The sequence below is a fragment of the Arthrobacter sp. Y3223065 genome, from assembly GCF_059090885.1.
Genome location: NZ_JBNHGC010000006.1, coordinates 166,099 through 185,823, shown reverse-complemented (window position 1 = coordinate 185,823; position 19,725 = coordinate 166,099). Strand labels below are relative to the sequence as shown.

At 67.1% G+C, this 19,725-nt stretch carries 19 protein-coding genes; 4 read left to right on the top strand and 15 right to left on the bottom strand.

Annotated features, from left to right (window positions below; translation table 11 throughout):
- Window positions 1-139: 139 nt before the first annotated feature.
- From AC5RUK_RS15885 to AC5RUK_RS15870, 4 genes are all read right to left on the bottom strand, one after another.
- On the bottom strand, window positions 140-679 hold the full coding sequence (locus AC5RUK_RS15885) for a hypothetical protein (protein ID WP_494152754.1): 540 nt from the start codon (window positions 677-679) through the stop codon (window positions 140-142).
- Between the two features lie 50 nt (window positions 680-729).
- Complete coding sequence (locus AC5RUK_RS15880) at window positions 730-1,218, bottom strand: pyridoxamine 5'-phosphate oxidase family protein (RefSeq protein WP_494152753.1); 489 nt, start codon at window positions 1,216-1,218, stop codon at window positions 730-732.
- Window positions 1,219-1,379: 161 nt separating this feature from the next.
- Window positions 1,380-1,865, bottom strand: a complete 486-nt coding sequence (locus AC5RUK_RS15875) for an SRPBCC family protein (RefSeq protein WP_494152752.1) — start codon at window positions 1,863-1,865, stop codon at window positions 1,380-1,382.
- Window positions 1,862-2,164 (bottom strand): ArsR/SmtB family transcription factor, encoded by a 303-nt coding sequence (locus tag AC5RUK_RS15870; protein ID WP_493988232.1) that lies wholly within the window; start codon window positions 2,162-2,164, stop codon window positions 1,862-1,864. Before AC5RUK_RS15870 ends, AC5RUK_RS15875 begins: the two co-directional genes overlap by 4 nt.
- Before the next feature lie 240 nt (window positions 2,165-2,404).
- Here AC5RUK_RS15870 and AC5RUK_RS15865 point away from each other — a divergent pair, with 240 nt between their 5' ends.
- The 3 genes from AC5RUK_RS15865 (at window position 2,405) to AC5RUK_RS15855 (ending at window position 4,591) form a co-directional block, all read left to right on the top strand.
- Window positions 2,405-3,181: a hypothetical protein gene (locus AC5RUK_RS15865; protein WP_494152751.1), complete on the top strand. Its 777-nt coding sequence runs from the start codon at window positions 2,405-2,407 to the stop codon at window positions 3,179-3,181.
- A gap of 235 nt (window positions 3,182-3,416) precedes the next feature.
- Entirely contained in the window at window positions 3,417-3,908 is a 492-nt protein-coding gene (locus AC5RUK_RS15860; RefSeq protein WP_494152750.1) for a class F sortase, read from the top strand.
- Between the two features lie 269 nt (window positions 3,909-4,177).
- Window positions 4,178-4,591, top strand: coding sequence for a hypothetical protein (locus AC5RUK_RS15855; RefSeq protein ID WP_494152749.1), 414 nt, complete (start codon window positions 4,178-4,180; stop codon window positions 4,589-4,591).
- A gap of 30 nt (window positions 4,592-4,621) precedes the next feature.
- Here AC5RUK_RS15855 and abc-f read toward each other — a convergent pair whose 3' ends face one another.
- Complete coding sequence (gene abc-f / locus AC5RUK_RS15850; RefSeq protein ID WP_494152748.1) at window positions 4,622-6,259, bottom strand: ribosomal protection-like ABC-F family protein; 1,638 nt, start codon at window positions 6,257-6,259, stop codon at window positions 4,622-4,624.
- Between the two features lie 213 nt (window positions 6,260-6,472).
- On the opposite strand from abc-f, the gene asnB reads away from it, so the two are divergent.
- Window positions 6,473-7,993 carry an asparagine synthase (glutamine-hydrolyzing) gene (asnB, locus tag AC5RUK_RS15845; protein ID WP_494152747.1) on the top strand — a complete coding sequence of 507 codons (1,521 nt, stop codon included), beginning with the start codon at window positions 6,473-6,475 and terminating at the stop codon, window positions 7,991-7,993.
- 98 nt (window positions 7,994-8,091) lie between these two features.
- Here asnB and AC5RUK_RS15840 read toward each other — a convergent pair whose 3' ends face one another.
- From AC5RUK_RS15840 to AC5RUK_RS15795, 10 genes are all read right to left on the bottom strand, one after another.
- Window positions 8,092-9,033: a glycine betaine ABC transporter substrate-binding protein gene (locus tag AC5RUK_RS15840; protein ID WP_494152746.1), complete on the bottom strand. Its 942-nt coding sequence runs from the start codon at window positions 9,031-9,033 to the stop codon at window positions 8,092-8,094.
- Window positions 9,034-9,059: 26 nt separating this feature from the next.
- Window positions 9,060-9,857 (bottom strand): ABC transporter permease, encoded by a 798-nt coding sequence (locus AC5RUK_RS15835; protein ID WP_494152745.1) that lies wholly within the window; start codon window positions 9,855-9,857, stop codon window positions 9,060-9,062.
- 1 nt (window position 9,858) lies between these two features.
- A complete protein-coding gene (locus tag AC5RUK_RS15830) occupies window positions 9,859-11,076 on the bottom strand; it encodes an ABC transporter ATP-binding protein (RefSeq protein WP_493987789.1) in 1,218 nt (405 codons plus the stop codon).
- Complete coding sequence (locus AC5RUK_RS15825) at window positions 11,073-11,717, bottom strand: ABC transporter permease (RefSeq protein WP_494111709.1); 645 nt, start codon at window positions 11,715-11,717, stop codon at window positions 11,073-11,075. Before AC5RUK_RS15825 ends, AC5RUK_RS15830 begins: the two co-directional genes overlap by 4 nt.
- A gap of 161 nt (window positions 11,718-11,878) precedes the next feature.
- Window positions 11,879-13,693, bottom strand: a complete 1,815-nt coding sequence (glsA, locus tag AC5RUK_RS15820; protein ID WP_493987791.1) for a glutaminase A — start codon at window positions 13,691-13,693, stop codon at window positions 11,879-11,881.
- A gap of 77 nt (window positions 13,694-13,770) precedes the next feature.
- On the bottom strand, window positions 13,771-15,543 hold the full coding sequence (locus AC5RUK_RS15815) for an alkaline phosphatase D family protein (protein WP_494152744.1): 1,773 nt from the start codon (window positions 15,541-15,543) through the stop codon (window positions 13,771-13,773).
- Between the two features lie 192 nt (window positions 15,544-15,735).
- On the bottom strand, window positions 15,736-16,518 hold the full coding sequence (locus AC5RUK_RS15810) for a hypothetical protein (protein WP_494152743.1): 783 nt from the start codon (window positions 16,516-16,518) through the stop codon (window positions 15,736-15,738).
- The gene (locus AC5RUK_RS15805; RefSeq protein WP_494152742.1) at window positions 16,515-17,066 is read right to left on the bottom strand and encodes an RNA polymerase sigma factor; all 552 of its coding nucleotides are present in this window, start codon (window positions 17,064-17,066) and stop codon (window positions 16,515-16,517) included. The genes AC5RUK_RS15810 and AC5RUK_RS15805 overlap by 4 nt, the downstream gene beginning before the upstream one ends.
- 74 nt (window positions 17,067-17,140) lie before the next feature.
- Window positions 17,141-17,713 carry a hypothetical protein gene (locus AC5RUK_RS15800; protein ID WP_494152741.1) on the bottom strand — a complete coding sequence of 191 codons (573 nt, stop codon included), beginning with the start codon at window positions 17,711-17,713 and terminating at the stop codon, window positions 17,141-17,143.
- A gap of 187 nt (window positions 17,714-17,900) precedes the next feature.
- Window positions 17,901-19,571, bottom strand: coding sequence for a thiamine pyrophosphate-dependent enzyme (locus AC5RUK_RS15795; RefSeq protein WP_494152803.1), 1,671 nt, complete (start codon window positions 19,569-19,571; stop codon window positions 17,901-17,903).
- Window positions 19,572-19,725: the final 154 nt, after the last annotated feature.

The following is a 19,725-nucleotide window of genomic DNA, read 5'->3' as shown; positions in this document are numbered from 1 at the left end:
GGCCGACGCGGGGTGGGATGCAGAATCTCCGCGACGGGCCGCGTAATTCTGCTAATCCGGGCCGACGCGCGTCGGGGCGTCCTCAGCGGACAGCCCCGACGACGCGACTGACCGGAGCCGCACCGGGTGAACCTCACCTTCAGTGCTTGAGCAGCCCCTCCAAGAAGGTGGCGGGCCGCTGCATTTCGCCGTGCTTGGCACCGAGCACGATGACCGTGCCGGCGAAGGCCGGGATGGTCCACTGCAGCAGCTTGAGTTGCTTCTGCGCGGACTTAAGCTCCGGTGACGCCATCGGTGACGGCTCGGTGGCGCCCTCTGCACCCTGTTCAGCCATCTTCTCCACCTTCTTGCCCAGCATGCCGGCGTAGAGCGTGACGGCCGCGCCGGCCAGGGTGACAACGGTCTTGATGACGGTATTCCGCGTAACCCCTTCCTGCTTGACCATCCTGCCCTTGTTGCCCGCCAGCAGCGGCAAGCCGGAGGCAAGGTGCGATACGAAAGCCACGGCCTGGACCGGCGCCCATTTCATCCAGCCGACGCTGGACAAACGAGTCCGCTCGCGCGGATCCTGGGCGGCTGCGGCCGCACCGTTAAGGCCGATGGCGCCCATCAGGGACCCGCCAAACCAGGCGGCGGCAGTAAGGTCGTGCACAGAACGGGCCAAAAGATTTCCGGACATTGCTGACTCCTTAAGTGCGTGCTGTGTTGCCGATCGGCAGATGCCTCCGGCTAAAGGTTGACGACGTCGTTCTTGCCGACGTCGTCTGCTTGCTTCCCGGTGACCATTCCCTTGGCCAGCTTGAACAGCGTGGCCACCTTGGGGGAATCCGGCTTCCAGTATTCGGCGGTGTGGGCCTCGACCCGGAGCAAAGCCACCGTCGGGTCTTCCTTGCCGTTTTCAAACCACGGTTCCATCATGGGGCTCCACAGTTCGTCGATCTTCGCCTGGTCGCGGACGATTGTGGCGGTGCCCGAGATGGACAGGTAGCCGTCCGAACCGCTGACCGACACGTTGACGTGCGGATTGGCGCGGATTTCGCTGGCCTTGGGCGAGGGATCGTGCGTCACGAACCACAGGTCGCCGTCGAACTCTGCTTCCTGTAGCGCCAGCGGCCGACTGAACAGCTGGCCGCTGGCATTGACCGTGGTCAGGACGCCGATGTCAGCGTCCTTCAGGATCTTGGCTACTTCCTTGCGTCCTTCATCGTCGTTCGCCATGAAACCACCTTCCGTCTAGGGTTCAAGGAATCCTCAGCATACTTTCTAATTCCGAGGAGGCCAATGGTGGCTGCGGGCGGGAGCCCTCTGGACAGGGAAGTGCGCGGCCTGGGGCCGGGGCCTGGCAGGCTCCGGCCCCAGGCCGCGGCAGGGCCCCCTTTTTACGCGGTGCGGGCGCCGGCGAGCAGCTCGTCAAGCCGCTCATAGCCTTCGCTCATGCCGCTTTCCATGCCGGACTGGGCCATGCCGTCGCGTGCCTCCAGCGTGGGGTAGACGGAATGGCCGATCAGTTTGCAGCGTCCGTTGCCGAGGTCCTCGAAGGTCATGAACTCGATACTGACAACGTCCGGGTAACCGCCGAACTCGAACGTCTGGATGGCGAACTCGTTCTCGCGGACCGTGTGGAAAATGCCGGTGAAGGCGTACTGTTGGCCGTCGGGTCCCGTGTGGAGGTAGCGGTAGCTGCCGCCGGTGCGGAAGTCGTAATGATCAATGTCCATCTTCATGCCGCGTGGGCCCAGCCACTGCTTGAGGAGGTCGGGGTCTTTGTGGGCGCGGAAAACGTCGGCGACGGGATAGTCGAACTCGCGTTCCGTATCGATGAACGGAAGGCCCTGCGGGAGGGCGACTTGAAGTGAGTTGCTCATGGTTTGTCCTTGGATAGTTGGCCGAGCACGGCGTCCAGTCCGCGGTACTGCGCCTCCCGAACCAGCCGGTACTGGTCGATCCACGCAGTGAGCGCTTCGAGCCGTGCAGCGTTTAGGTGAACGGGCCGGCGCTGGGCATCCCTGGTGCGGGTGACCAAATGTGCCTGCTCGAGGACCTGGATGTGCTTCGAAACCGCCTGCTTGGAGATCTCGAAGGGCTCGGCCAGCTCGTTGACCGTTGCCGGTCCGCGGCTGAGCCGGGCGATGATGCGGCGGCGGGCTGGATCTGCCAGGGCCATGAACGCCCTGTCCAAGAGGGCCTCGTCGCTACTATCGGTCACGTTATTCAACTCTTCCCTTGATCAACCTTTCGGTTGAATAAGAACTTACTCCTGCGGCGTGGGCAGGTCAAGAGGTAGTCGACAATTGTGGCCCGGGCCACAATTCCTCCAATCCGTTTTCGGTGCCGTTCCGAAGTACTGGTGTCCCCTCTTTCGGGGCGCGAACATCACACCGACGTGTATGAGGAGATTTTTCCAATGAATAAGCCACTTCGCCTTCTGGCTGTCCCCACACTGGCCCTGGGCGCTCTTGCCCTGCAAAGTTCCCCTGCCATGGCCAATGACGGCGCCGACCACTACCAGTCAACCTTGGGCCAGATCAACGGCAGCTCCGCTTCCGGCACCATCACGGTTGATGTCACCGGCAACCAAGCCCACGCCGTCTTGAACGTCTCTGGCCTGGCTGCCACCTTCATGGACGCCCCCTACCCGCACGTGCAGCACATCCACGGCGGCGCCCAGGGCGTCTGCCCCGATCCTTCGGCCGATGCGGACGGCGACCAGGTCATCTCCACTACCGAAGGAGCCCCGTCCTACGGCGAAATCCTCACCACCCTGTCCACCAGCGGCGACACCAGCCCCGCAGCAGGCCTTGACCTCCAAGTCGCAGGCCAGGGAGCCGCCTACACCATTGACCGCACGTTCGATGTCAATGCCGAGACCAAGGCCGCCCTGGAAGCAGGCACCGCAGTGGTTGTGGTCCACGGCCTTGACCCCGCCACCCTCAGCGCGGCAGGCCAAGCCGCGAAGAGCGACCTTGCCCCCACCCTGCCGCTGGCCGCCACCTCTCCCGCCCTGTGCGGAACACTAACGGCCGGGCAGATGAAGATGCCCGCAGGCGGCGCTGACACCGGCAATGTTCAGGAAACCGGCACCGACACCGGAGCCCTCGTCCTCGGCGGTGGCCTGGTCCTCCTGGCCTTGGCCGGCGGGGCCTACGTGGTCCGCCGCCGCACCGCCGGCGCGGCAGCCTAAAGTCATAGCTGAACGGACCAATACTGTGAGAATCAGCAATTCCGGCCGCCGCGGGGGTCTTGGGGCCTCCACGGCGGCCGGGGTTCTGCTCCTGCTGACCCTGGCCGGCTGCGGCACAGCAGGAAACGGAACCCCCGACTCCCCGCCGGCCGCCGCCCCCTCGTCTCCGGCGGTGCCCGGCACGGCTGCGGCTCCATCGCCGGCTACAGCCGCACCGTCAGCCTCCGCACCGGCGGTGACCCCTCCGGCAGAACAGCTTCCGCGGGTGATGGGTGCTGCCGCTCCGGTCACCCTGAGCATTGCCTCGATCGGGGTCCGGACAAACCTCCTCCATCTGGGCTTGCGGGAAAACGGCTCCCTGGAGGTTCCCGAAGACACCGGCAGCGGCGCCCCCGCCGGCTGGTACAGCGGCTCTCCCACGCCCGGGGAACGCGGTCCTTCGGTCATGCTGGGCCACGTCAACGCACTCGGCGGCAACGCGGGAGTCTTCGCCGACCTGCGGAAACTCACACCAGGCAGCGAAATCAACGTCTCCCGCACCGATGGCAGCATCGCCGTGTTCACCGTTGACCGCGGCGCCCTCTACAGCAAAAACGAGTTCCCCACCCTCGAGGTCTACGGCAACACCCCCGGAGCTGAGCTACGGCTGATCACCTGCGACGGCTATGACCCGTCCACCGGGCTCTTCGACGACAACTACGTCATCTACGCAAAACTCAAAGCCTAAGAACGGCCGCCAACCCGATACAGTACGGCTGCCAGGACGGAAAAGCTGTGAAACACCCCGAGCCCTTACTGGCCTCCGTGGCCCTGTCCGCTCTGCTGCTTTCCGGTTGCACCGCGGCCGCAACCGTGTCACCGCCGATAAGCTCTCCCTCCGCCCCGCCCACAGCGTCAACAGAGCCCGGGCATGCCGGCAGCCACGGCGGTGGGCAGCACAGTCAGGATCCGGAGGCGCCGGGAGCGACGGCGGACGGGCCCAGCGACGCTGCCCTGATGGTGTGCGGGGACCAGCCGATGGACAGGCTCAGCGCCATCCTGGACCTGGACGAGGACCCGCACACCATCAGCGAGTGGGCCGACCCTACCTTCACCTGCACCTACCACCTGGCCGAAGGAGCTTTAAAAATTTCCGTTCGGGAAGCTGAGGACAAAGCATCCGCGCTGCAATATTTCGACGCGATGCAGGCTCGTGCGAAGGCTGCACACCCCATCGAGGGCCTCGCCAACCTCGGATTCCCGGCCTATGAAACGCCCGAGGGATCAGCCGTGTTCCAGAAAGACAGCTTCGTCCTGCACGTAGAAGCCTCCGGCCTGCCGGCCACCCTGGGGCCGGACAGCATCACCAGGAACGCTCTGGCTTACCAGCTCTCCACCACCATCCTGGCCTGCTGGATCGAGCACCCCTGACAGGTATCTGAGGCAGGCGTCCGTGCGGCGTTACGTCACGGTGACTTGGCCGGCGTCGACGGCCCAGCGGGTGTCCAGCCGGACGTTCTCCAGCAGCCGGCGGTCATGCGAGACCAGCAGCAGCGTGCCGTCGTAGCTGTCCAGCGCCTGCTCCAGTTGTTCGATGGCGGGCAGGTCCAAGTGGTTGGTGGGTTCGTCGAGGACCAGCAGGTTCACGCCGCGGGCCTGCAGCAGGGCGAGCGCGGCCCGGGTGCGCTCGCCGGGGGAGAGGGCGCCGACGGCGCTGGACACTTGGTCGGCCTTGAGCCCGAACTTTGCCAGCAGCGTGCGGACCTCGGCCTGGCTGTAGTCCGGTACCAGTTGCTCGAAAGCGGTCCCGAGCGGCTGGTCCTCCGCGAGCTGGCCGCGCGCCTGGTCGATCTCGCCGACGGCGACGCTGGCACCCAGCCCGGCGGCGCCGTCGTCGGGCTGCTGGTGTCCCAGCAGGAGTCGCAGCAGGGTGGACTTGCCCGCGCCGTTGGGGCCGGTGATGCCGATGCGCTCGCCGGCGTTGACCTGCAGCGAGACCGGGCCGAGCGTGAACCCGTCACGGCGGACGGTGGCCTGGTTCAAGGTGGCGACCACGGCGCTGGAGCGCGGGGCGGCGCCGATGCTGAACTGCAGCTGCCACTCCTTGCGGGGCTCCTCCACCTCGTCCAGCCGGGCGATGCGGGACTCCATTTGCCGCACCTTCTGGGCCTGCTTTTCGGAGGACTCCGTGCTGGCCTTGCGGCGGATCTTGTCGTTGTCCGGGTTCTTTTTCATGGCGTTGCGGACGCCTTGGGAGCTCCACTCGCGCTGGGTCCGCGCCCGGGACACGAGGTCCGCCTTCTTCTCGGCGAACTCGTCGTAGGCGTCGCGGGCGTGGCGGCGCGCCACGGCCCGCTCCTCCAGGAAGGCATCGTAGCCGCCGTCGTATACCGCCACCTTGTTCTGGGCCAGGTCCAACTCCACCACGGTGGTCACGCAGCGGGCCAGGAATTCGCGGTCGTGGGAGACCAGCACCACGCCGCCGCGCAGGCCCTGCACGAACGACTCCAGCCGGGCCAGTCCGGCCAGGTCCAGATCGTTGGTGGGCTCGTCCAGCAGGACCACGTCGAAGCGGCTCAGCAGCAGGGCCGCCAAGGCAGCGCGTGCGGCCTGGCCGCCGGAAAGCCCGGTCATCGGGGCGTCCGGACCAACGTCCAACCCGAGTTCGGCCAGTATGGGCGGGATCCTGTCCTCCAAGTCCGCGGCCCCGCTGGCCATCCAGTGGTCCAGGGCGGCGGCGTAGGCGTCGCCGGCCTGCTTGGAGCCGGAGCCCAGCGCCTCGGCCGCGGCTTCCATGGCGGCGGTGGCGGCAGCGGCACCGGTGCGGCGGTCAATGTAGGCGGCGATGGTCTCGCCGGGAATCCGTTCGTGTTCCTGCGGCAGCCAGCCGACAAAGGCGTCCGAGGGCGCGGTGCTCACCGACCCCGCCAGCGGTGCGTCCGCGCCGGCCAGGATCCGCAGCAGCGTGGTCTTGCCGGCACCGTTGGCACCGACCACCCCGACGACGTCGCCCGGAGCGACGGTCAGGTTCAGGTTGGAGAACAGAGTGCGGTGGCCGTGGCCGCCCGAGAGGTCCTTGGCCACCAGCGTTGCAGTCATGCCTACAAGTCTAAGGAGCGACGGCGAGTGGTCTGGACCGAGCCGGGGTGCGGTCAGGAACCGCGGAACCTCTCGGCCTGGTCCCTGACCGGGCGGGAGGGTGCGGGCTCGGCTGGCTATGCTGGAGAAGTCGCGTCGCAGCGCCTGGGACGGACGGAGCCCGGCCGCGTGCGGCGCCGGATTTTGTTGGACAAGCGCGAAGGCGGGATGCAGATGTCAGGGATAGTGGCTGCCCACGGGGAGTTCGATGCGACAGCGGGCGAACGGATGCTGGACCGGTTGGCACACCGTGGACCGGACGGGTCGGGGTCGCGCCGGGTGGGCAAATCCTGGCTCGGCAGCCGGCAGCTGGCCATCGTCGATCCGGAGAACGGGCAGCAACCCCTGGCCGGCCGCGACGGCGAGGCCTGGCTGGTGGGCGACGGCGAGATCTACAACTACCGCCGGATCCGCGACCGGCTCGGGCACGAGGGGTTCAGGACCCGCTCCGATCTGGAGGCCGCGCTGCAGCTGTACGAGGAGCTCGGCGTCGCCGCCTTCGAGAAGCTCTGGGGCCCGTTTGCCTTGGTGGTGGCAGGCGATGACGGGCGGTTCGTCGCGGCCAGGGACATGCTCGGATTGTCCCCGTTGTACTGGGCACGCCGCGACGAAACCGTGCTGTTTGCCTCCGAAATGAAGGCGTTCGACGACGAGTGGCGGCCCTTCGTGGAGCCTTTTCCGCCGGGCCATGCCTGGACACCTGAGGACGGCTTGATCGCCGGACCCGTTTTCCCGGCGGGCGCCCCGGTGTTGCTCAAGAGCCGGCGGCCGGAGGAGGATCCTCCGCAGTGGGTCTTTGATGCCCTGCGCGACACCTTGGTCCGGGCGGTGGAGCGCAGCCTGGACGCCGATGTGCCGGTGGGCGTCCTGTTGTCCGGCGGGGTGGACTCCAGCATCGTCACGGCCGTGGCGGCCCGCAAGGCCGCAGAGCGCGGGGAGGTTTTGAAGACGTTCGCCGTCGGGCTGGAAGGCAGCGCCGATCTGCTGGCCGCCCGGGTAATGGCGGCCGCCGCCGGTACCGATCACCATGAGCTGGTCTACACTGCCGAGGACGCGATCGCGCTGGTACCGCAGGTCATCGCGGAGCTGGAATCCTTTGACCCGACGCTGGTGCACAGCGCGGTGCCGAATTTCCTGGTGTCCCGGCTGGCCGCTGAACACGTCAAGATCGTGCTGGTGGGCGAGGGTGCCGACGAGCTGTTCGCCGGCTACTCGCATTACGGCCGCCATGACACCGGCGAGGCGCTGCACGAGGATCTGCTGGAGACACTCGAAGGCATGCCCATCGGCGGACTGCAGCGCGTGGACCGGGTGGCCGGTGCCCACGGGCTGGAACCGCGGCTGCCCTTCTTGGACCTGGACGTGGTGGAACTGGCCCTGGCCCTGCCGCCGGCGTGGAAACTGACGGGACCGGAGCGGCCGGCCAAATGGCTGCTGCGCAAGGCCTTCGATGGGATGGTTCCCCACGAGGTGCTTTGGCGGCCGAAGGAGCAATTCGGCGAAGGCACCGGCATGAACGATGTGCTCCGCGATCACTTCGAAGCGTCGGTCAGCGAAGCGGAGCTGGAACACGAGGCCGGCGTCCTGGATCCGCCGGTGCGGACCCGCGAGGAACTGGCTTACTACCGCATCTTCGCCGCCGCCCTTCCGGGGATCGATGCGCAGAAGACGGTGGGACGTTTCGCGGAGGCCTGAGAGGGCCGGACCGCTTCACGGAGGAATGAAACGGCCAGCGGCCGCCGGTCGTGGTGACCGGCGGCCGCTGGCCGTTGTGCGGTGCGGAGGTCCGGTGGCTAACCCACCAGGCCCTGCTCCGTCAGCCACTCTTCGGCGACATCGCGGGGATCCTCGCCGTCGTTGTCCACCCGGCCATTGAGCCCGGTGATGACTTCATTGGTCAGTGCGGCGCTGATCGGCGCCATGATCTCCGCAATGGCCGGGTACTCGTCCAGGGTTTCCTGGCGCAGGGTCATGGCGCCCTGGTACGGGACGAAGAATTCCTTGTCGTCCTCCAACACGGTCAGGTCGTTGGAGATGACCCGGGCATCGGTGGAGAAGACTTCACCGAACTGGCAGGATCCGCCGACCTGCGTGTAGATGAGGTTCAGGTCCAGCTCCACCACGTTGCTGAAGTCGAAACCGTACGCTTTCTCCAAGCCGGGGAGCCCGTCGTCGCGGTTGATGAACTCGCTGGCAGCACAGACGGTACCCTGGTCCGGGTTCTTCTGGATGAACGCGGCGGCTTCGCTCATGTTGGTGATGCCTTCGGCCTCCGCAAACTCCTTCTTTGCGGCGATACGGTAGGTGTTCTCGAACGGCGCCGGTTCCAGCCAGGCGACGCCGTTCTCGGCGTCTTCCTTCGCGACGGCGGCGTAGAGGTCTTCCGGCACGTCCTCGGTGGTGTGGCCGAGGACATTGACCCAGCCGGTTCCGGTGTAGTCCCAATAGAAGTCCACTTGGTTCGACTGCAGGGCTTCGCGCACGGTGGCGCTGCCGGAGATGCCTGTCTTGTCCTCGACGGTGGCACCGGCATCCTCGAGTGCGACGGCCGCGATCTGGGCCAGCAGGATGGATTCAGTGAATTCCTTGGAGCCCGCCGCGAAGTGCGCGCCCGCGAGCTCGCCGTCGCCTGTCGCCTCGGCGGCGTCGCCGCTGCCGCAGGCCGTCAGCAGCAAGGCCACTCCGGCGCCAAACGCGGCGAACGCCGTCTTCCGTGAACTATTCGCTTTCATCATTCCTCTTTCGTCATGCAGGGGATGGCCTAGAGCCCTTTCGGGCGCAGGAAGTCTTCGGCGATGCTCGCCAGATAGTCGATCAGCAATGCCAGCACCGCTGTGAGCGCGGCGCCGACAATCTGGACCAGCACGCGGTTGGTTGAGAGCCCGGCCACGATGATGTCCCCGAGTCCGCCCGCGTTGATGTAGGTCACCAGGGTGGCCGTACCCACGTTGATCACCAGCGCGGTGCGGACGCCGGCCAGGATGATGGGCACCGCGAGGGGCAGTTCGAGCCGGCGCAGGACACCGAACCTGGAGATGCCCATGCCTCGCCCGGCTTCCAGCACGGATTCGTCGACCTGCTCCAGGCCCACCATGGTGTTGAGCAGCACCGGGATGATGGCGTAAAGCACCAAGCCCACGATGGCGGCCTGGAAACCCAGGAACAGAAAAGCCACGGCCAACAGGACCAGCACGGCGATGGTCGGAACCGCCTGTCCCAAGGTCAGCAGGGTGATCAGGTAGGGGCGGACCCGGCGCATGGCCGGACGGGTGAACAGGATGCCCAACGGCACGGCGATGACCAGCGTCAGCAGCGTCGAGACCACGGTCAGCTGCAGATGCCGGCCCAGGGCGGCAGCCAGATTGGCCGGGGCCAGGACGCGCGCCTCGATGCTGTCCAGTTCCTGCGAGCCGACATACAGGTACAGCGAGAGGCAGGCCAGCGCCAGGATCGCCGGCACCAGCAGGTACCCGGTCAGGGTCCGGCGTCGCGTCCTGGCCGGTGGTTGGACGGCAACGTCTTGGTCGTGCACCGTGTGCTGTGGTGCGGCAGCGGCCACGTCAGCCACCCGCCTGTACGGCTTCGGCCACCTCGCCCAGCCCGGCCCGGGCTCGAGCGACCGCCGTGTCCCGCATGGCCCGGATGGCCTCGTTGATCTGTTCGATATCCACCACGCCCTGGTAGACACCGTGCGAGTCCACCACGATCGTCACGCTGTAGCGGGCGGTGATGAGTTCGTTCAGCGCATCGGACAGCGTAGCCCTTGGTTCCAGGATTGCTTCCGGCGGCAGTCCCACCTCATCCAGCGCGCGGCTGCCTGCGCGGTGCAGGTCGTCCGCACCTACCCAGCGGCGGGGCCGCCCGGCGTAGTCGAGAACCAGGAGCGCCGAGCGATCGGTGCGCCGCAACTGCTCCAGCGCATCCTCGGCCGGGGTGTCCAGCCGGACGGTCGGCCACTGGGTCAGCTCGATATCGGCCACGCGGCTGAGGTTCAGCCGCTTCAAGGAGGCGCCGTTGCCGATGAAGTCGGAGACGAAATCATTGGCGGGGGCGGTCAGGATCTGCTCCGGGGTGTCGTATTGGGCAATCGTGGAGCGGTCCTGCAGGATGGCGATCCGGTCGCCCATCTTGATTGCTTCATCGATGTCATGGGTGACGAACACGATGGTTTTGCGCACCTCCGACTGCAGGCGCAGGAATTCGTTCTGCAGCCGGTCCCGGGTGATCGGGTCTATGGCCCCGAACGGTTCGTCCATCAGCATCACTTCCGGGTCTGCGCCCAAAGCACGTGCCACACCTACCCGTTGCCGCTGTCCGCCTGAGAGTTCCTTGGGGTAGCGGTTGCGGTATGTCGACGGCGGCATGTTGACCATGTCCAGCAACTCGTCGACCCGGGCGGAAATCCGTTTGTTGTCCCAACCCAACAGCTTGGGCACGGTGGCCACGTTTTCGCCGATGGTCATGTGCGGGAACAGGCCGACTTGCTGAATGACGTAGCCGATGCGGCGGCGAAGCTGGTCCGGGTCGGTGGTGGTGACGTCCTCACCGTCCAGGATGATCCGGCCGGAGGTGGGCTCGATGATCCGGTTGATCATCTTCATGGTGGTGGTCTTGCCACATCCCGACGGGCCGACCAGCACCACGATCTCGCCCTCGTAGATGTCCAGTGTCAGGTCGTCGACCGCGTTGTCCTTCTGCCCGGGAAACCTCTTGGACAGGTTCTGTAGGCGGATCTTGACCGGCCTGGGCTGGGGGGTCTGATGGTCGGATACGGTCATCGGATTCCTTTGGAGGTAGTCAGCTTGCGGACGGTGTGGAAGAGCAGATCGAACAGGATGGCGAGGACAACCACTCCGAGGGTTCCGGCCAGAACCATGTTGACGGCCACCGGCGTGCCCACGCGGGCCAGGCCGGTAAAGATCAACTCTCCGTAGCCTGGGCCCAGTACGATCGCGCCGATGGCAGCGATGCCAAGCAGGATCAGGGTGGTGACGCGGATGCCGGTGATGATCACCGGCCACGCCAGGGGCAGTTCGATCTTCAGCAGCCGCTGGGTACGGCTCATGCCCATGCCCTTGGCCGATTCCACGATGGCAGGATCCACTTCGCGCAGGCCGGTGATGGTATTGCGGACGATGGGCAGCAGGCCATACATCGTGAGGGCGACGACCACGGGCAGGGCGCCAAGGCCCAGCGGGCCGATGAGGAGGATGAACAACGCGAAGGAGGGAATGGTCAGGAAAGCACCGGTGACCGCGAGGACTGTTTCGCGCGGTCGTTCATGCCGATAGGTCGCGATGCCCAGGCCGACCCCGATCACGGTGGCGAGCATGACCGAGACGCCCACGAGGACGGCATGTTCGATGCCCATTTCCAGCATGTCGTCGGCCCGTTTCGCGAGAAACTCGAAAAAGTTCACACGTTCCTTTCTGCAGCCTCTGCCGGGAACAAGACACAGAGAGACCGCGGCTGGTGTGGATTCTGGTGCCGATGTGGCAGATGCTACGACTGCCCGTAACTATAGTTGATGCCCGCGCGCGGATGCCCATCCGGCCGCCGGGAGCGGGCCGCCGCGGACGGTCAGTCGCGGATTCGGACGGCTGTTTCGCGCAGGAACTGGTCCACCCGTGTGTAGGCATCCCGGGTGAGCGCCTTCCACAGGCGCATCGCCAGCTTCGGGTCCTGCTCCTCCAGCTCCTCGATCGCCTCCGACGAAAGCACCATGAGTTCCACCGGGCCGTCCGCTTTCTCGGTGGTTTCCTGCCGGTCTTCGCTGCCCAGCGCGAGTTCGCCGAACGTCATGCCGGCGCTGAGCGTGCTCAGCTTGACCCGCCGTCCCTCCGAGTCGGCGGCGATGGTGCTGATCCGGCCGGAGACAATGAAGTACACCCCGCCAAACCGTTGGCCAACCCGCCGAACAATCTCCCCGTCTTCGTACTTCGCGGGCTCCATGCGTTCCACCAGTGCCACAATTTCATCCGGGTGCAGGGTGCCCAGGGCCAGCGACTGCTCCACCGGCACCGACGCGGGCACGCCCAGCGGATCTCCGTAGCGGGCAATGAGGCGGTTCTCGGAGAACTCGACGGCACCGGTGCGGGTATCGAAGACCGGCACGGGTCGCCCGGTGTCGACGAAGACGCCGGCGAGCGTGTCCTCCGGATCGATCAGCAGCAGTTCACGGTTGTTCGCGGCCAGGTTCTCCTCCAGGCGGGCGAACATGCGCAGGGCCACGCCGCCCACTTCGTCGACGCGGCGCAGGTCCAGTACCACCAGCTCAACATCGTCCGGGAGCGAGCTGATCTCCCGGACCATCGATTCCGTGCCGGCAAACAGCAGGTCGCCGTTGAGCTCGATCAGCTGCGCGCGATGGCCGTTCTCCCGCAGCACCTCGGCCGACTCATCCGTGCGGCGGATACCGGAAGGAACGACGGTGATGTCGTAGCTTGCCCGGATCGCGGAACGCCCCGCACGTGCCGAGCGGACAAAATGCATCTCCATGTCCTCGGAGAGCCGTCGGCTCACGGCGATCCCGCGGACCGACCCGCCGTGGTCGTCCAGCGGCGGCGAGAACACCGCCAGCCCTACCTGGCCGGGAAGCACCGCCAAGGTGCCGCCTCCCACCCCGGACTTGGCCGGCATCCCCACGTTGGTGACCCAGTCTCCGGCGTCGTCGTACATGCCCGAGGTCATCATGACCGACAACACCCGTTCCACCGGCCCGATGTCCATGACGTGGTTGCCGGTGACCGGATTGGTGCCGCCGTTGGCCAAGGTCGCGGCCATGATGGACAGGTCCCGGCAGGTCACCTGCACCGAGCACTGCCGCAGGTAGTTCTCCAACGCGGTGGTGGGGTTGTCCTCGATGACGCCAAACGAGCTCAGCAGGTAGGCCAGGGCGTGGTTGCGGTCGCTGTTGCGCAGCTCGGCTTCGAACACCCGCGGACTGCTCTTCAGCTTCCGGCCGGCGAACTCCGAATAGGTGTTGAGGATCCGCTTGATCGCGGACCTGCCGCCGGAGCCCTTGATCATCCCGGTGACCGCCAGCGCGCCCGCGTTGATCATCGCGTTGGCGGGCCGTCCGGTGCCGGCGGCGAGGGAGATCTCGTTGAACGGATCCCCGGACGGCTCCACGTCCACTTTTTCGTCCACCGCGTCGAACCCGAGCTCGGCCAGCGCGAGCGCGTAACTGAACGGCTTGGAGATCGACTGCAGCGTGAATTCCTTGCGCGTGGTCCCGACTTCGTAGACGTAGCCGTCCACCGTCGCCAGGCAGATCCCGAAGTCGTCCGGGTTGACCACCGCCGAGGCAGGACCAACCAGATACGGCGTGCCGTCGCGGAGCCCTGAGATCTCGGCGTGCAAGGCGTGCAAGTAGCTGTCGATCGGCGATTCCATATCACCAGCGTAATTGGGAGCAAGGCGCGCCCCGGACAGCCGCCGGCCCCGGCCGTACGCCTCCTCGCGCCATCGGACTATCGCGCGATCGGACTCTTTTGCGGCGCGATGGTCACGGAGGCGACCTCTTCCAGGCCTGGGTGCAGATCGTCGCCGTCGTGCACCACGCCCTTTTCCCACCAGATCCTCAGGCCGTCGGGGGAGTCCTCCAAGCTGGCCAGATTGTTGTCGAACCATGGCCGCCTGAGGCCCTTCCACGTGAACGGCGGGTTGGGAACCTTCGCGCCGCGGGCCACGAGGGCCCCGACCGGAGCGGCGATGCCATAGGACATGGCCGCGGTGAAATAGCGGAGGAAGCGGGGCAGCGGGTTGCGGACGGGGGAGCAGACGACCTGGACGATCCGGCTGCCCGAATCGCGCACCACCTCCGTCACGTACGAGAAGTGGACGTCGCCCGAGAGGAAGGTGACGGTCTCCGGCGCAGGTCCGCGCCTGCCGTCGGCCACCTCCTGCACCAAGGCTGCCACCTCGCGGAAGGTGCGCTGGAAGGCTGCCCAGTGCTCCAGGTCCACGGCCCGCCGCAGCATTTCGCCGGCGGCCGCCGGCAGCTTGCCCCAGGCGCCTTCGCTGAGGGCCTCGTTCCAGGACTCGATGTGGTGCAGGCCCGTGGGGAGCAGGAACGGCAACGAGGTCCCGATCAGCAGGTGCTTGAAGCCGCCCTGAAGTTGGCTGTCCAGCCAGGCCATTTCTTCCTCGTCCAGCAACGTCCGCCGTTCCGGTTGCAGGTCACGGGCCGCGCGGGAGTCGAGCACGACCAGCCGTGAACCGCCGATGTCGCGGGTGAAGCTCCACCGGTAGCTGTCCGGCTGCCGGTCCGTCCGCTCCGCGAAAGCCTCCAGCGCGTCGGTGAGGTCCGGTTCGCCCTCGCCCGGGTGGTTTACCACCTGCTGCCACAGTTCGTCCTCGGCACGCTGCTCCGGGGACAGGTTCCCCAGATGCTGGTAGACCCAGTAGGACGCGAGGCCGGCGACAATCCGGCCGTGCCACCAGGGCTTCTTCTCCATCTGCCGCCGCCAGGTCAGCGAGGCGTTCCAGTCGTCGCGGATGTCATGGTCGTCGAAGATCATCGCACTGGGCAGCGTGGAGAGCAGCCATCGGTTGGCGCTGTCCGACCACGCGAGCATGTACAGGTGGGCGTACTCAGCGTAGTCCTTCAGCTCTTTGCCGGGCGGTTCCTTGATGTTCCGGCGGGCGCGGATGAACTCCTGCATCGCCTCGGATGTCGCGTCCGCATAGACCTGGTCGCCCAAAAAGAGCAGCAGGTCCGGCCAGCCGGGTTCCGTCCCGTTCCCGTCGAGGGCACCGGGTTCTGTCCCGTCCGAGGTTCCGGCGCGGGCCCCGTCCCCGCCTCCGGCCCCGTCCCTGTCCCCGGGCGGGGCCGTGCCGTTGGCGCGGTGCAGCGCGTACGCCCGCAGCGCGTCCACGCCGTGCTGCCTGTTGCCGGTCGCGTCATGCTCGACGCTGGTGCGGCAGGAACCAAAGGCCAGCCGGAGCGGGCGTCCGGGCGTGAGTGTGCGGATAACGGGGTCCGGGTACGGCGACTCCGGCTCCGGCCAGGCCGGCACGCGGTCGACCTCCACCCGATAGGGGGTAACGCTCCCGGGCTCCAGCCCCTCCGCCTCGACCAGTGCGTAGTGGTGGCCGCGCACGGAGAACGTGCCCGCCTGCCAGCTGCGTCCCTGAACCACGACGGCGACGGTGGCGGCTTCGCGGGTCTCAACCCAGATGCTGGCCGACGTCTGGTCCACGTAGCGCAGCATCGGGCCAAGTACCAGCGGCGATGCGGTCATGAGTCCTCCTGCCGTCCCGACAGAACGGTGTCCCCTTGGCGCAACTCTGCCACTATCGCCCGATTGCGGAAAGAGGCCGCGGCGGGAGGATCCGTTACCGCCGCGAGCATCGCCGTCGTTATTCCCGTGCCGGGCGGCGGCCGGTTAGCGCTCCGGTGGCGGGAAGGCCGGCGGCGGCCGGGCGGTGGCCGGTTAGCGCTCCGGTGACGGGATGGCCGGCAGTGCCGGAAGGTGGCCGGAACCGGGGACGGGCAGGTCCTGGCCTTCCCGCGGGGTGCCCTTGCCGGGCTTGCCGTCCGGCTGGCCCAGGGATGGCTCGGGCAGCCCGCCCTCCAGCGGCGGCACCGCGGGGACCCCGTCGCTGGACGGCTTGCCCGGCGGTCGTTTCTCACCCTGCCTGCCGGCATCATCGGAGCCCTGGGTTTTCTCCGCCCGGGGCTCAGGCTGCGGCCCGGGGGCGGCAGGACTTGCCGGGACGGCGGGACCGGCAGGGGAGCCGGTTCCGGTGTCGGCCGAGCCGGAGCCGTCTAGTTCAACCGAAACCTCGCCAACGGCGGGGACATCGGCGGGGACTCCGGGCACGCCGTGGTCCAAGGGACCTTGCTGGCCGGTGTCGGACGGGGCCAAGAAGCCGACGACGTGCCGGACGGCCTGGTCCGCGGCTGCCCGGAAGTCAGGATTAGCGGCCGCAACGCCGGACACTCCCAGCCCGGTAGCGGCCACCGCAGCAGTGAGGACCAGGGCGCCGCGTACCGTGCGGCGACGCCGCAGCGGCACGACCTGCGCGCCCGCGGCCTGCACGTCGGCAGCCGGCGTCATGTAGGCCAGCACCTCGGGCGATGGAGCCGGGACGGGGGCTTCCCCGGCGGCCCGGAGGGCCAGCAACGAGGACTCCAGCGGGGCAGAAGGAGCCAGCCCGGATTCGTCCAGCAGCTGGCGGACGGCGTCGTCGTCGGACATCTCTGCGATGCTCATACCAGGGCCTCCTTCCTTTCCAGAACGGATTTGAGTTTAAGCAGGGCACGCCGCTGCAATTGTTTGATGGAGCCGGTGGTCCGGCCCATGATCTCGGCAACCTGTTCGATCGACAGGTCGGCGACCACGCGCAGCAACAGCACTTCCTGCTGTTCCGGTTTCAGCTCTTTGAGCTGGCGTCCGACATCGCTCTCGGCGAGCGTAGCCAGGACAGTTGTTTCGGCGGAGGCCACCGCGCGGGCATCGGCATCCGGGTCGTAAGGCGAGAGCACTGGCTGGCGGGCCCGGCGCCGGACATCGTCTACGTAGCGGGCATGGGCGATGGAGAAGGCCAGCGTCCGCAGCCCCTGGAATCCGCCCTTCACCGACTGGATCCGGGAGAAGAGGGCGAGGAATACTTCCTGCACGGCGCCTTCGTGGTCTTCCAAGCCGCGCACCTTCAGGTAACCATGCAGCCCGGGAGCCAAGGCGGCGTAGATCTCGCTGAACGCATCTGCATTTCCGGACTGCGCCGCGAGCACGATGTCGTCGGAGAGTGATTGGGGCAAGTCGACGTTCTTTCAGACAGCGGGCGACGGGTGCGGCGCCACCAGTGTAGGCGCCGCACCCGGTACTGCGGGAATTACTGTCCGGCTTCTACCTTGACTGAAGCCGCACCACGGAGCTCGGCGCGGGTTTCCGCGGCTTCCGTGCGGGCGTCGATGGCGGCCTGGGCCTCCGCGTTGGCGGTGACGGGCAGTTCCGGGACGGCAGGGACGGCCGGTGTAGCAGGCACGCCGTCGGCACCCGGGAGGGCCGGGGTTGCCGGGACAGCCGGAGCCACGGCGGCACCCGAACGCAGCTCGGCGGCTGCACCGTTCTCCTCGGTGCCGGCCTCGGCCTCTGCGCCCAGCGCTGCGTCAGCCTCTGCTCCGTCTACGCCGGCGGTGATGTCGGCCTCGGCGTCGCCTGCGGCTGCGGACCGGACTTCCGGCACAGCGGGGGTGGCCGGGATGGCCGGGACTGCGATCTCACCCTCGTTGGCGGGGACGGCCGGGGTGGCCGGGACTGCGTCAGTGGTGACCGCGGTCTCCGAACCGCCGACGGCGGTCAAGGCGGGTGCTGCCACGGCTGCTCCGGCGCCTCCGACGGCGAGGACGGCGGCCAGGGCGGCTCCCTTGGCGGGCAGGCTCAGGGTGCGGAAACGGTTCGACATGGATCTCCTCAAAAGGTTGCTCGGCACGGCTGCGGTGCTGCCACCGCGGCGCGCCCTTACACCTGCCTAATCGACGGACGAGGGTGAAAGGTTACGCTTCCGTGATTTTCGGGAGAAACATTTATCCCGGGAAACACCGGTGGCCGGGGCATCACGCCCCGGCCACCGGCTTCGACCGGATATCGGATCAGTAGGCCTTGACCCGCTGTTCGACCACCAGGTGGATCAGCGCGAAGGTCTTGTCCTCGTCGATGGCCTTCAGCGCGGCCGCGAGGGCGGCAGGTACATCGGCGTCCTGCTCCACCTTCACCCCGAAGCCGCCGAAGGCCTGGGCCATCAAGGCGAAGTCGGGGTTCTTCAGCTGGGTGCCGGAGATGCGCTCGGGGTACCAGCGTTCCTGGTGGGTGCGGATGGTGCCGTATTCCTGGTTGTCCATGACGATGACCAGCGGAGTGGCGCCGTACTGGGCGGCAGTCGCCAGTTCCTGGCCGTTCATGAGGAACTCGCCGTCGCCGGCGATGGTCACCACGCGACGTCCCGGGTGGGCCAGCGAGGCGGCGATGGCCGAGGGGACGGAGTAGCCCATGGAACCATTGCGGGCCGACAGCATGGAGGCGTAGCCGTGGGTGGGGAAGTAGCGGTGCGCCCAGTTGGTGTGCTCGCCGGCGCCGAGGGTGACCATGGCGTCGCGCGGCAGGCCCGCGACCAGGTTGGCCATCATGGTGTCCATCCGCGCCGGTCCGTCGGTGGGCTCGGCCGGCGGCAGGGCGGCGAACTTGACCTGCTCGCCGCGCATGCGCTGGGTGAAGTCTTTCCACTCGTCCTTCAGCGGCAGGTCCATCATGACCAGGTCGCGGACGAAGACGTCGGGCTTGGCCACGATCTGGTAGGAGACGGGGCCGGAGCGGCCCCGCAGTGACGGGTCGATGGTGACCAGGAAGTTCTTTTTGGACCAATCCTGCCGGACCAGGAAGCCGTCGGTGATGACATCGCCCGGGACCGTGCCGACGAAGACCAGCAGGTCGGTTTCCTCGAGCAGGTCGTAGGTGGGCTTCGGCCGGCCGTAGCCGATCGGGCCCACGTAGGAGGGGGAGTCGAAGGGGATGGTGCCCTCGCAACGCCATTCGACGGCCGCCGCAATGTGGTGCTCTTCGAGCCAGGTCGTGAGTGCGCTGGACCCTTCCTGGGTCCAGTCATTCCCGCCGACCACGAACAGCGGCTTCTCGGCTTCCTTGAGCGCGGACTTCAGCGCCTTCCAGTCCGTGACCGTCATGCCGCCCTGCGCGACGGGGATGACCGGGTGCAGCGTGGCGTCTACTTCTTCGCGGATGACATCCTCGGGGAGACCGACGACGACGGGTCCCGGCCGGCCGCTCATGGCAGCAAACATGGCCTCGGCGACGATTTCGGATGCCCGTTCGGGGTGGTCCAGCACCATGACCCGCTTGGCGCCGGTGTCGAACCAGGATTTGATGTCGAATTCCTGGAATGCTTCGCGGTCACGGTGCTCGAAGGGGATCAGGCCCACGAACAGCACCATGGGCGTGGCGTCCTGCCAGGCGGTGTGGAGGCCAACATGCGCGTTGGCCGCGCCGGGTCCGCGGGTGACCATGGCGATGCCGGGCCGCTGGTTCATCTTTCCGTCCGTCTCGGCCATGTAGGCCGCGCCGCCTTCATGGCGGCAGACGATGGTGTCGATGCTGGAATTGTGGAGTCCGTCCAGCACTTCCAGGTAGCTCTCGCCGGGAACCACGTACGTTCGTTCGACCCCGTGCGCCATCAATGAATCGACAATGATATGCCCCGCCGATTTGCGGACCGGCTGCTGCTGCTGCGCTGCGACTGCGACCGCTTCCATTTGATCCTGTGTCACAGGAGACCTCTTTCACCTTTGAATCGAACTCGTCCGCGGCATTCTTCTCGTGCGGGTGCACGGTTCCCGATGAACGCGCTTGAGCAAAAGTACATGATGAGGTGTGTTATGGCAGCGTCCCTGTGACATGGCGAGGTAA